Source organism: Chryseobacterium aahli (assembly GCF_022699665.1).
Taxonomy (GTDB): Bacteria; Bacteroidota; Bacteroidia; order Flavobacteriales; family Weeksellaceae; genus Chryseobacterium; species Chryseobacterium aahli.
In genome coordinates, this window is sequence record NZ_JALDNB010000004.1 from 242,951 (window position 1) to 255,090 (window position 12,140).

The 12,140-nt window shown below is 35.4% G+C and carries 12 protein-coding genes; 9 read left to right on the forward strand and 3 right to left on the reverse strand.

The genetic code is table 11. From position 1 onward, the window contains the following. Positions 1 to 25 precede the first annotated feature (25 nt). Positions 26 to 1,114 (forward strand): acyltransferase family protein, encoded by a 1,089-nt coding sequence (locus MQX03_RS09805; protein ID WP_242802783.1) that lies wholly within the window; start codon positions 26 to 28, stop codon positions 1,112 to 1,114. A gap of 38 nt (positions 1,115 to 1,152) precedes the next feature. Here MQX03_RS09805 and MQX03_RS09810 read toward each other — a convergent pair whose 3' ends face one another. Then, positions 1,153 to 1,395 carry a hypothetical protein gene (locus tag MQX03_RS09810; RefSeq protein WP_242802785.1) on the reverse strand — a complete coding sequence of 81 codons (243 nt, stop codon included), beginning with the start codon at positions 1,393 to 1,395 and terminating at the stop codon, positions 1,153 to 1,155. Between the two features lie 138 nt (positions 1,396 to 1,533). Between MQX03_RS09810 and miaE the strand changes: the two genes are divergently transcribed. The 5 genes from miaE to MQX03_RS09835 all read left to right on the forward strand — a co-directional run bounded on the left by miaE (position 1,534) and on the right by MQX03_RS09835 (position 6,063). Next, a complete protein-coding gene (miaE, locus tag MQX03_RS09815; protein WP_242802787.1) occupies positions 1,534 to 2,115 on the forward strand; it encodes a tRNA-(ms[2]io[6]A)-hydroxylase in 582 nt (193 codons plus the stop codon). Between the two features lie 9 nt (positions 2,116 to 2,124). Further along, a complete protein-coding gene (locus tag MQX03_RS09820) occupies positions 2,125 to 2,742 on the forward strand; it encodes a DUF502 domain-containing protein (protein WP_242802789.1) in 618 nt (205 codons plus the stop codon). A gap of 76 nt (positions 2,743 to 2,818) precedes the next feature. Then, positions 2,819 to 3,817, forward strand: coding sequence for a DsbA family protein (locus MQX03_RS09825; protein WP_317224567.1), 999 nt, complete (start codon positions 2,819 to 2,821; stop codon positions 3,815 to 3,817). A 1-nt stretch (position 3,818) separates the two neighbouring features. Beyond that, entirely contained in the window at positions 3,819 to 4,904 is a 1,086-nt protein-coding gene (locus tag MQX03_RS09830) for an FAD-dependent oxidoreductase (RefSeq protein ID WP_242802791.1), read from the forward strand. A gap of 1 nt (position 4,905) precedes the next feature. Then, complete coding sequence (locus MQX03_RS09835; protein WP_242802793.1) at positions 4,906 to 6,063, forward strand: pyridoxal phosphate-dependent aminotransferase; 1,158 nt, start codon at positions 4,906 to 4,908, stop codon at positions 6,061 to 6,063. A 124-nt stretch (positions 6,064 to 6,187) separates the two neighbouring features. On the opposite strand, the gene MQX03_RS09840 is transcribed toward MQX03_RS09835, so the two are convergent. Then, positions 6,188 to 7,387 (reverse strand): PQQ-dependent sugar dehydrogenase, encoded by a 1,200-nt coding sequence (locus MQX03_RS09840; protein WP_242802794.1) that lies wholly within the window; start codon positions 7,385 to 7,387, stop codon positions 6,188 to 6,190. A 171-nt stretch (positions 7,388 to 7,558) separates the two neighbouring features. Here MQX03_RS09840 and MQX03_RS09845 point away from each other — a divergent pair, with 171 nt between their 5' ends. The 3 genes from MQX03_RS09845 to uvrB are packed head-to-tail and all read left to right on the forward strand — an operon-like array spanning position 7,559 to position 11,803. Beyond that, the gene (locus tag MQX03_RS09845; RefSeq protein WP_047443457.1) at positions 7,559 to 7,930 is read left to right on the forward strand and encodes a BlaI/MecI/CopY family transcriptional regulator; all 372 of its coding nucleotides are present in this window, start codon (positions 7,559 to 7,561) and stop codon (positions 7,928 to 7,930) included. 2 nt (positions 7,931 to 7,932) lie between these two features. Next, a complete protein-coding gene (locus MQX03_RS09850; RefSeq protein ID WP_242802796.1) occupies positions 7,933 to 9,759 on the forward strand; it encodes a M56 family metallopeptidase in 1,827 nt (608 codons plus the stop codon). A 52-nt stretch (positions 9,760 to 9,811) separates the two neighbouring features. After that, positions 9,812 to 11,803 (forward strand): excinuclease ABC subunit UvrB, encoded by a 1,992-nt coding sequence (gene uvrB, locus MQX03_RS09855; RefSeq protein WP_242802798.1) that lies wholly within the window; start codon positions 9,812 to 9,814, stop codon positions 11,801 to 11,803. Between the two features lie 70 nt (positions 11,804 to 11,873). Here uvrB and MQX03_RS09860 read toward each other — a convergent pair whose 3' ends face one another. Next, on the reverse strand, positions 11,874 to 12,128 hold the full coding sequence (locus tag MQX03_RS09860) for a DUF3820 family protein (RefSeq protein ID WP_129537263.1): 255 nt from the start codon (positions 12,126 to 12,128) through the stop codon (positions 11,874 to 11,876). Positions 12,129 to 12,140 lie beyond the last annotated feature (12 nt).

A 12,140-nucleotide genomic window follows, 5' to 3' on the forward strand; every position in this document is an offset into this window, starting at 1 on the left:
ACTTTTGAATATTGTATACAAAAACATGAACAGAGATCTCTATATCGATTTTGCGAAAGGTTTAGCCACACTTTCCATTATATTTATTCATACCGCATTTTGGTCGGGACAGTTTTACATTATTCCTGAGATCAGAGTTTTTTCTTTGGTTTTTGATGTTGCTTTGTTTTATGCTTTAAGTGGAATCACTTCAGGTTCGAATATTGAAAAAACGCTTTACAGATTACTGAAGCTTCAGATTACCTACATGATTTTTGTAACACTTCTGTTCTTTCTAGATTATTTCTTCAAAATTTTCGGGCTCACTTTTTTCTCGCTCGAATGGCTTCAGAGCTTCTACTCTACTTTTGGTTCAAAGTATTCGGCAACGAGTATTTCAACAGCACCGCAATGGCAGAATTTAGGAAACTGGTTTCTCCATGAATATTCAAATGCTGACACTTTTCCGGTGGTGATGGGAAGTTTTTGGTACTTAAAAGTTTATTTCATATTGACCGTTTTCGGAGTTTTAATTTTAAGATTTTTCCCGAAACACATCAATTGGTTTATCGGAATCTGCATTGCTTTAACTTTACTGTTTAATATTTCCCCTGAAATATATCCAACCGGACAAGTCGGTTATGTCACTTTTTATATGACGGTTTTCCTTATCGGAAACAGAATGCGAGGCAAAACCATCCCTACCAAAATGATTCCTGTACTTTACGGATTGGTGGCAGCAGCTTTGGTCTGGATGTTTTGGTATTTCGGAGACGAAGTGTTTTTTAAAATCAACAAAAAGAAATTCCCGCCGCAAACTGCATATATCATTTGGACTTTCTTCTCACTTACAACTTTATTTGTGCTATATAATCGATTAAAAATCACCAAAGAAAATTTCGTCACTCATATCGGTAAAAATGCTATTTTCTTTTATTTCGGTCAGGGAATCAGTTCGTCTTTGGTTTACTTTCTGGTCGTTCCGATGAAAGAATCGATGCCTTGGTGGATGTTGATGGTCATAATTTATATCATTAATGTGATTTTAGCTTTCATTATTGCAACAGGTTTAAAGAAATTTGATGGTTTGGGATGGAATGTTTTAGAAATTTTACGTAAAAAAACCGCTCAGTAAATTATTGAGCGGCAATATTTTAATTTATTTTCTAAAACTTAATCTCTTCTTGTTCGTCCTCCTCCTCTCACAAGCAATGCGATAATGACGATAAGAACAACTCCTCCGATGATAAGATAAGTAGGATCCATGTACCATTCTTCAGTTGTAGTGGTCGTTGTAGATGTACTGACTTTGTTATCAGGAACCGAATCCTGAGCAAATGAGATGACACTGAAAAATAATGCCATCATAGTAAATGCAAACTTTTGTAAATTTTTTCTAATTGATAAAGTATTCATGATTTAAGGTTTTAATGTTAAACCTTTTAAATCCAACTCTATGCCACGGATGATTACAGCTATAAAAAATTCACAAATAGAAATTTAGCATGATTAAATGTTAATTTTATTAATTAAATTTACCAAAATTTTTAAATCATGTTTAAGTTGAAACTTCCTACCGATCCAAGGTGGGCAAACATTGCAGAGGATAACATTCAGGAAATTTTAACCGATCATGCTTGGTGTGAGCAAAAAGCTGCTACCAATGCGATCGGATTGATCACTATGCTTCCGGAACGTCCGGACATCGTGACGGAACTTTTGGCGATTGCTCAGGAAGAACTGGAACATTTCGGTCAGGTTTTAGAGATTATCAAAAAACGTGGTTATACTTTTGGGCGTACCAGAAAAGACGATTACGTAAACGAACTGGTGAATTTCATCCAAAAAGGAGGACACAGAGACACGATGATTGTTGATAAAATGCTTTTTGCTGCGATGATTGAAGCGAGAAGCTGTGAGAGATTTAAAGTTTTAACAGAAAATATAAAGGACGAAGAACTCAAAACATTTTATAAAGAACTGATGATTTCTGAAGCTAATCATTATACTACATTTATAGGCTTTGCAAGAGAACTAGGTGATCCTGATCAGGTAAACAAACGATGGGAAGAATGGCTGGAATACGAAGCCAAAATCATTAAATCTTACGGTAACAAAGAAACTATACACGGCTAAAAAACCCAATTGAAAAAACTTACTTTTGAAAATATCACCAATTTTTTCCTGAAAAATTTCTTTCAGGGATTATTAATCATTGGCCCTATCGGGTTGACGATTTTTGTGATCTGGTATGTGATTTCATCTGTTGATAATATTATTCCATCTGTTGCAAAACAAATTCCGGGATTGGTTTTTGTGTCTACTATTCTCGTGACCGCATTATTAGGATATTTGGGAAACAAATTTGTGGTCGGGCGGTTTTTTGTTGATGCCATTGACCGAATTTTAGAACGAACTCCCGGTATTAAACATATTTATTCGCCTACAAAAGATGTAATGTCTTCATTTGTAGGCGATAAGAAAAAATTCAGTGATCCAGTCTGGGTTAAAACCAATGAAAACCCAAAGATTTGGAGAATTGGTTTTTTGACGCAGAAAGACATGTCAGATGTTCACAAGCATGATTTCGTTGCGGTATATCTTCCGCATTCTTATGCAATTTCCGGTTGGGTAATTATAACCGCAGAGAAAAACATCAAACCCGTAGTGGGAATGACTGCAGCCACAGCAATGAAATTTGCGGTAAGCGGCGGTGTGGCAGGTTTTCATTCAGACGACAACGTATTTAAAGCTCCAGAGTAGAATTAACTTAATATCAGTAGATTTGATGTTCTATCATTTCTTTCTTTAATATTATGTTAAATCAAAATACTTTACAATGGATACAGCTCTCATGACAGTTCTGTCTATACTTCTTAATTTTTTTAATGCTAATCATTTTAATACTATGAATAATAATCCTCTTCTTAATTGTGACTACGAAAAAGGTGTGTGCGAAATTCTTGAAACACCCGCTGACGAATCTTCTTCTGCTGAATTTACAACAGAAAAAACAGATAAAATCAAAATCATTTACTATACAGACCCTATTTGCTCATCATGTTGGGGAATTGAAGCTCAGCTTAGAAAATTTAAATTAGAATATGGCGATGCCGTAGAGATCGATTACAGAATGGGCGGACTTTTGCCTTCTTGGGACATCTACAATTCCGGTGGAATCAGCAAGCCAAGCGATGTTGCGGGACATTGGGAAGAAGTAAGCCCACATTATAAAATGCCAATCGATGGCGGCGTTTGGCTTGAAGATCCTTTAAACTCATCTTATCCTCCATCCATCGCTTTCAAAGCGGCACAGATGCAGGATGAAAAGAAAGCCATTGTGTTTTTAAGAATTCTTCGTGAAATGGTTTTCTTGGATAAATTAAACATCACAAAAGATGAACATTTAGAAAAAGCAGCAGCTTTAGCCAAATTAGATGTTACACAATGGAAAGAAGATTATGAATCTAAAGCTCAAATCGAGTTCAAAAAAGATTTGGATTTAGGGAAACAATTGGGCGTAAGAGGATTTCCTACTTTGATCTTCGTGAAAGATGACGAAATGCTGGATGTTCTTTATGGCTTTAAACCTTATGCAGAATTTGAAAAAAGAGTTAAAAAAATCGATCCTGAAACTAAGAAAAAAGAATATTCTGCAGACTGGCAAAATTTATTTGCGGTTTATCCTACACTTACCACTCAGGAATTTGCAGTACTTTCTAATACTTCGTTTGAAAAATCTCAGGAATTTTTATTGAATCTAAGCACTGAAAATAAATTGGAGCGTAAGAAAATCAAAAATGGTGATCTTTGGATTTTAAATTCAAATTCTAACTAGAATGAGTAAAGTTGCGATTATCGGAGCCGGAGTTTCAGGATTGAGCATGGCCAATTATTTAGAAAAAAATAATATCGACTATCATCTTTACGAGAGACGTACAAAAGACGATTTGAAAGGTCACGGTTTTATTCTTCCAAAAGAAGGAATTGAATATCTTTCGGAAATTATTGACATCAATGATCTTTACACCAAAGGAAGTTTTCTGAAAAAATACATTCATTACTGTCACAACGGAAACGTTCTCTCAGAAAAAGATCTGGATAACGTTTTTGTGATTTCAAGAAGTACTTTAATTGAAGTTTTAAGCCAAAATATTCCTGCAGACAAAATTTCTTACCAAAACACACTGAATCTTACAGGTTTCTCTGAAGGAAAAGCCGAACTGGAATTTGAAGATCACGCAAAACTACAGGCCGATGTTGTGATTGCATCCGACGGTTCAAGAAGCAGAATCAGAAGAGCAATCTTTCAGGACGAAGTGATGAAGGCGGTGAGAGAAAATGAAGTCGTCAACATTATTGAAAATGAAGAAATTGCCAGCCAGATCGAAGGCAACTTTCATAAATTTCACCACGAAGACGGCGGATTGACTTTCGGAGTTTTAAAGCTGTCTCCAACCAAGATTTTATGGTATTGTCAGTTTGACATCACCCGTTATTTTATTAACGAAGATTATACCTCAGACTGCATCAAGCAATTTATGCTTGATAATTTCGGAGACTGGAATCCTTTAGTTTCTTCGATTGTTAAAGAATCAAGCTACGAAAATGCACACATCTGGAGAGTTTACGAATTGGAAAAACTCAATCCTTTTCATTATAAAAATATTGCATTTTTAGGTGACGCAGCACATCCTCTGATTCCTTTTACAAGTCAGGGTGTAACCTCAGCTCTAAAAGATTCTTACATTCTGACACAGCTTTTATTGGAAAATAAAGACCTGGAGGAAACCTTTGAAAAATACGAGCAGGAAAGAAAACCTGAAATAGAAATACACATTAAAAACGGCAGAATATTGCTTGAGCAGTTTTTATTACCTGTCAGTGAACAACCAAAAGACTCTTTACCAATCTCTTACAAATAATATGTTTAACAATACTGATATAAATTTTGAGGCTCTCAAAAAAAAGGCCTACAACGGAAGATGGGCAACTTTAGAAGACGGAATTATTCCTCTCACTGCTGCTGATCCGGATTTCAGAATGTCTACGGAGATCGAACAGGGCATTATTGAATATATTAAAGACGGATATTTAAGCTACGGACCATTTTCCGGTCTGCCTGAGTTTAAAAAAAGCGTTTCAGAACATTTCAATACAGGGAAAAACGGAAACTTTACTCCTGAAAATGTATTGGCAGTCAATAGTGCTGCGATGGGAATGTTTATGGTTGCCAAATACGTTCTAAATCCTGGCGACGAAGCGATCATCTTTGATCCGGTTGATTTTTTATTTAAAAAGACCGTTGACGCAGTTGGTGGAGTTCTGAAATTATGTCCTGTGGATTCTAAAACCGGAGATATTGATTTTGAGATGTTAGTTTCATTAATTGGTCCTAAAACTAAATTGATCAGCATCTGCAACCCTCACAATCCAGTTGGAAGAGTTTACTCAAAAGAAATTTTAAAGAAAATCTCTGAAATTGCAGCAGCTCATGATCTTTGGGTGATGAGTGATGAAATATGGAGCGATATTGTTTACGATAAAAGAGAATTCAATACGTATTCATCAGTTTCTGAAGAAGCTAAAAAGAAGAGTTTTACCGTATTCGGGTTTTCAAAGTCTTTTGGAATTGCGGGTTTAAGAATCGGTGCCGTTTTATGCAATGATCAGGAACTTCTTGACGATTTCACAGAAAAATCTCAATTCAATTCTACCATTGAAGGTGTTTCTACTTTGTCACAAATTGCAGGAAGCGTGGCAATCGACCGAGCAAAACCTTGGTTTAATGATTTCCTAACGCATTTGCAACACAACAGAGATTTGGCGCACAGCATCTTGAGTAATTCAGGAATTTTAACGCCTAATCTTCCTGAAGCCACGTTTGTGATTTTTCCAAAAATTGAAAACGGAATGTCGAGCGACCAGTTTGCTCAACATGTTTTAAAGCAAGGAAAAGTGGCAGTTGTTCCCGGTTCTGAACGCTGGTTTGGAAAAGGAGCAGAAGGCCACATCAGAATATGCTTCTCTACTTCTAGAGAAATTTTGGAAGAAGGATTGAACAGGATTATTAAAAGTTTTTAGAATTAAATTTAAAGAGGCTGCAAAATCTTAGATTTTGCAGCCTCTTTTTTATTATGATATCATTTGACAGGATCGCATCCTATTTTCTGTTAGGTCGTCCCTTTGGGACTTTCTCACTTCGAATTTATTTCTTCGAAATCTTATACAATTTTCCGCTGTCGGTAATTCCGTAGAGATTTCCGTCAGAACCATTCAACACATCTCTGAATCTTTCCTTTTGGTCTAAAAGCAATCGCTCTTCGCCCACAACTTTATTATCTTTCAAAACAATTCTGTTGATGTGTTGTCCGCTCAAACACGCAATGAAAAGATTATTTTTCCATTCTTCAATATTTCCTGTGTAGAAAGTCACTCCACTTGGCGAAACTACCGGATCCCAATAGTAAATAGGTTGTTCGGTTCCTTCTTTTTGAGTCGTTCCGTTGTTGATTTTTTCACCCGAATATTCAATTCCGTAGGTTACATCTCCCCAACCGTAGTTTTTTCCGGGTTGGATTAAATTGATCTCATCTCCACCTCTTGGCCCCATTTCGATATCCCAAAGCTGGCCTTTTTCGTCTAAAGCTAAACCTTGAGGACTGCGAATTCCGAAAGCATAAATTTCAGGTTTATAACCATCTTTTCCAATAAACGGATTTCCCGGAGCAGGTTTTCCGTCTTTGGTAATTTTTAAAATTTTACCTAAATAATTATCCGTTTTCTGTGCATACACTCTTGTTTCCTTATCTGATCTTTCACCGGTGCTCACAAACAAACTACCATCTTTATCAAACTGTAAACGACTTCCGTAATGTTTATCGCCATCGTAAGAAGGCGTTGCCCGAAAAATGACTTTAACGTCAGAGATATTTTTCAAATCTGTCGAAAGTTTTCCTTCTGCAACTGAAATTAAGTTCCCATCGCCAAAAGGTTCAGAAAAAACAAAATAAATCATTTGATTTGTTTTAAAATCTGGATCCAGAGCTACGTCAAGCATTCCACCTTGTCCTTTATCATCAACTTTAGGAAATCCTTCAATCTTGGAAATTTGTTTCCCATCAGTTGAAACGACATTGATAAAGCCAGATTTTTCGGTAATTAAAAACTTCCCGTCTGGTAAATTTACAATCCCCCAAGGTCTACCTAAATCTTTAGTTAGAACTTCAACATTATAAGGAGTTGATGTTTTAACAGGTGCAATTCGGGTTTGTCCTTCAAAAGCTGGTTTATAACTTGTATTTGCTTTTTCTTCTTTCGCTGATGGTTCGCTTGGTTTGCCTTTTCCCTGACACGAAACAATCATTGTTGCCGAAGCTAATACAATGGGTAAGAGTAATTTTTTCATATATAATATGTATTGGTTTAAAAGAAATTCTGAATTTATTTGATGAGTAACAGTATTTTTTTAACACTATTAAAAGTAGTTAATGAATTGAGTGTAAAAATAATGCCATAAAAAATTGTGGAATTAAATTTTTATTCTACATTTGTAGAACAAAATAGAAATACGTAGAACATGAAAGAAATAAAACTGACAGATTCTGAAGAAGTGATTATGGAAATGCTTTGGGAAAAACAAAAACTTTTCATGAAAGAAATTCTGGAATCTTACCCTGAACCCAAGCCTGCATCTACAACTGTTGCAACATTGCTGAAAAGAATGCAGAATAAAGATTTAGTAGGCTACACCTTATATGGAAATTCACGCGAATACTTTCCAAAAGTTGCGAAAAGTGAATATTTCAAAGAAGAAATGACTTCTATGATTGACCGTTTTTTTAACAGCTCGGTGACACAGTTTGCATCGTTTTTTACATCAAACACTAAATTGAGTCAGAAGCAGTTGAAAGAACTTCGTGAAATTATCGACAAAGAAATAAAAGAATAGCCATGGAAACGATCATTCTAAAAATAATTCTGTGTTCAGGAATTGTGCTTGGACTCTACTATTTATTTCTGGCAAAAGAGAAAACATTGACCTTCAACCGCTTTTATTTATTGTTGGGGCTTATTTTCTCCTACTCAATTCCTTTTGTGACGATTGAAACCAAGGAAATTGTAAAGGACAAACCAGTTCTGTTGATTGAGCAGGAAATTCCACAACAGATTTTGCAGAATTCTACTACAATGCAGGCGGAAACGTTCAATTACACTCAATTATTGCAGATCATTTACTTCGTAATCTCAGGAATACTGATTGCAAAAATTCTTTATTCAATACTAAAAATTAAAACATTGAAAGGCCGGAAAATCATTTATCAGAACTGCAATGTCATTTTGCTTAAAAAAGAGATTGCGCCGTTTAGTTTTTTGAGCACCATTTATCTTTCTGAGAAGTATTTTAAGGATAAAAAAATTGACGAAAGAATATTTCTTCACGAGGAAATTCATGTAAAACAAAAGCATTCATTCGATGTATTACTGATCGAAGTTATAAAGGCTTTTTCTTGGTTCAATCCTTTCATTTACTTCTATAAAAATGTGATGATTACCAATCATGAATTTTTGGCAGATGAAGAAGTTATTATCAAAAATGAAAACATTAAAAACTATCAGGAACTGATTCTGTATGAAGTTCTGAAACAACAAAACTTACAGTTAACACACCAATTCAATTTCAATAACACCAAAAAAAGATTCATTATGATGACAAAAACAAATTCAAAATTTGCTGAGGCAAAAAAGTATTTGGCGATTCCGCTTTTCGTCGTGCTTGCCGGACTTTTTGTGGAGAAAGTCTATGCGAAAGATTCTTTATCAAAAATTTCAGGTAAAAGTGAAAGTATCTTTGCTGAAGAAGATCCTTACACTGAGTTTAATAAGATAATTAAAAAATATGGTAATCTTATAGAACTAAAAAAATATGCAGAGTTTGAAAAAACTGTAAGTTTATCTGACCGAGAAAAACTTAAGGATCTCTATTTTCAACTTACGAAAGAGCAGAGAGACGCAACTCCATTTTACTTTTTTAATATAAAAAAATCTGAAAAAATTAATGTAACCCAAAATCAACTTAATGATTTTAAGAATTCGAAAAAATACGGTTTATGGATTGACGGTAAGAAAACCAAAAATCAGGATTTACAAAACTACAAGCCCGAAGATTTTTCACATCAATCTGTAAGCAAGAGATACCCTAATGCTATAAGCGCAAAAAATCCTGAACCTTATCAGGTAAATTTAATGACACATCAATATTTTCAAAATTACCAAAATGAAAAGGAAAAAACCTTCATGGGTTTTAAAGCAAAAGCGTTCATCAAAGGAAAAGATACGATCACTCCAAGAAAAAATGTAGATACAAAATTGACATCGGTAAGCATTCAAAATTATGATTCAAATGTGAAAAGTGTTAAGACTGTTGGCGTTGCAACCGAAATTAATCAGAAACAGGAAGTTTCCACACTTCCAGAGTATCCTGGCGGAATAAATGCAATGCGAAATAAAATTTCTCAAAATTTTAATGGTGCCGTTCTTAAAGGTGATGAAAGCTTAATAAAAGCAAATATTCTTTTTACAATCAATGAAAAAGGTGAAGTTTCAAACATAAGATCTGCCGGAAATAATGAGATTTTCAACACTGAAGCGATTAAAGCAGTAAAACTTGCTAATGAAAACATAACGTGGAAACCCGCCACCAAAGACGGTAACAACGTTGCATACAGATTTCAAATTCCATTGACAATGAAGTTTGAAACATTCAAAAAAACACAATAAATTATATTCAGAGTCCTCTTTAGGACTCTTTTTTATTTCATAAATTTGATGTATGAAATTTAAACTTCAATCAGAATATAAACCAACCGGAGACCAACCTACAGCCATTGAAAAACTAACTGAAGGTTTAGAAATCGGTGAAAAATATCAGACTTTACTGGGAGTGACAGGTTCCGGTAAAACATTTACCGTTGCCAATGTTGTTCACAATACCCAAAAACCGACTTTAGTTTTAGCGCACAATAAGACTTTGGCAGCTCAACTTTTCATGGAATTTAAAGAATTCTTCCCCGAAAATGCTGTTGAGTATTTTGTGAGTTATTACGATTATTACCAACCTGAAGCTTATATCGCAAGCTCAGGAACTTATATTGAAAAAGATTTAAGCATCAACGAAGAAGTTGAAAAACTACGACTTTCAGCCATTGCTAGCTTACTTTCAGGAAGAAGAGATGTTTTGATTGTTGCTTCAGTATCATGCATTTACGGTGTTGGAAACCCTGCGGAATTTCATAAGTCTTTGATTTCACTTGAAATTGGTGAGAAAACGACAAGAACCGCACTGCTTCATTCTTTAGTTAATGCTTTATATTCCAGAACATTGGAAGACTTCTCGAGAGGCACGTTTCGTGTAAAAGGAGATGTGGTGGATATCTTCCCAGCCTACGCAGATAATGGCGTAAGAATTCAGTTTTTCGGAGATGAAATTGAAAAAATCCAGAGTTTTGATCCTGTTTCAGGAAATACAACTGCCAATTTTGATCAGATTCAAATTTACCCTGCGAACCTCTTTGTGACTTCAAAAGAAACTTTGAACGGAGCGATTAGAAATATTCAGGATGATATGGTAAAACAAGTCGACTTTTTCTCTGAAATCGGGAAACCTTTAGAATCAAAAAGACTTCAGGAAAGAACAGAACTCGATCTTGAAATGATTAAAGAATTAGGTTACTGCTCAGGAATTGAGAATTATTCACGCTATCTTGATGGAAGATTGCCGGGCTCAAGACCTTTCTGTCTTTTAGATTACTTCCCGAAAGATTATTTGATGGTCATTGACGAAAGCCACGTTACCGTTCCACAGGTTCATGCCATGTATGGAGGTGACAGAAGCCGTAAAGAAGCTTTGGTGGAATACGGATTCCGTCTTCCTGCTGCAATGGATAACCGTCCTCTGAAGTTTGAAGAGTTTGAAGGAATTCAAAATCAGGTAATTTATGTTTCCGCTACGCCGGCAGATTATGAACTGGAAAAAACAGGCGGGGAATATATTGAACAGATTATCCGTCCGACCGGACTTCTAGATCCGATTATTGAAATTCGTCCTTCTTTGAATCAGATTGATGATTTAATGGAAGAAATCAGAAAACGCGCTGAAATAGATGAAAGAGTTTTGGTAACTACTTTAACCAAGAAAATGGCTGAAGAACTGACAAAATATTTTGTAAGATTTGGCATCAGAACAAGATACATTCACTCTGATGTTGAAACTTTGGAGCGTATTCAGATTATGCAGGATTTACGTCTTGGGATTTTTGATGTTTTAATTGGGGTCAACTTATTGAGAGAAGGATTAGATTTACCGGAAGTTTCGCTCGTTGCAATTCTTGATGCCGACAAAGAAGGAATGCTAAGAAGCAGAAGATCAATGATTCAGACGGTTGGTCGTGCGGCAAGAAACCTTAATGGAAGAGCCATTTTATACGCAGACAAGATTACCAAATCAATGCAGGCAACTCTCGATGAAACCGAATACCGTCGTGAAAAACAAATAGCTTACAATCTTGAACACGGCAAGGTTCCGATGGCTTTAAATAAAAAGATCTCTGAAAATCTCGTTGGAAGAAGTAAAGATTTCCCAGACGAAAAATATACTCAGAAACAAATTTTACAAAAAGTTGCCGACGTAAAAGCAACCTACGCAACAGAAGATGTAGAAAAATTAGTTGCTCAAAAGCAGAAAGAAATGGAAGGCGCTGCTAAAAATTTAGACTTTATAAAAGCGGCACAGTTGAGAGATGAGATTGCAGCTTTGAAGGGTTAATTTTATATCTATTTAAAATTTCGGTGGCTCCCTTTGGGAGCCACCGAAATTTTTCTAATAAATCTATTATTTAGAACTTATAAACCTTCGTCTTAGGCTTCTCATACTCCACTTTCCCTCCACGAAGCGGCGTCAACAAATCCATCAAACCATTTAATTTTATCTCATAAATTGTAGCCAATTGCATTCCCAATTTTCCTTTTGGCATCCCTTGCCGGTTAAACCATTCTAAATAGCTTATTGGTAAGTCAGCCAAAACAGTGTTTTGGTACTTTCCGAAAGGCATTTTCACTACACAAATCTCCTGTAAAATTTCAGGATTTATTCCCTGCTCCAT

Excerpts from the sequence above, each read along its gene's own strand:
- MQX03_RS09805 (WP_242802783.1), top strand. The coding sequence starts at position 26 with ATGAACAGAGATCTCTATATCGATTTTGCGAAAGGTTTAGCCACACTT.
- MQX03_RS09810 (WP_242802785.1), bottom strand. The coding sequence starts at position 1,395 with ATGAATACTTTATCAATTAGAAAAAATTTACAAAAGTTTGCATTTACT.
- miaE (WP_242802787.1), top strand. The coding sequence starts at position 1,534 with ATGTTTAAGTTGAAACTTCCTACCGATCCAAGGTGGGCAAACATTGCA.
- MQX03_RS09825 (WP_317224567.1), top strand. The coding sequence starts at position 2,819 with ATGGATACAGCTCTCATGACAGTTCTGTCTATACTTCTTAATTTTTTT.
- MQX03_RS09830 (WP_242802791.1), top strand. The coding sequence starts at position 3,819 with ATGAGTAAAGTTGCGATTATCGGAGCCGGAGTTTCAGGATTGAGCATG.
- MQX03_RS09835 (WP_242802793.1), top strand. The coding sequence starts at position 4,906 with ATGTTTAACAATACTGATATAAATTTTGAGGCTCTCAAAAAAAAGGCC.
- MQX03_RS09840 (WP_242802794.1), bottom strand. The coding sequence starts at position 7,387 with ATGAAAAAATTACTCTTACCCATTGTATTAGCTTCGGCAACAATGATT.
- MQX03_RS09845 (WP_047443457.1), top strand. The coding sequence starts at position 7,559 with ATGAAAGAAATAAAACTGACAGATTCTGAAGAAGTGATTATGGAAATG.
- MQX03_RS09850 (WP_242802796.1), top strand. The coding sequence starts at position 7,933 with ATGGAAACGATCATTCTAAAAATAATTCTGTGTTCAGGAATTGTGCTT.
- uvrB (WP_242802798.1), top strand. The coding sequence starts at position 9,812 with ATGAAATTTAAACTTCAATCAGAATATAAACCAACCGGAGACCAACCT.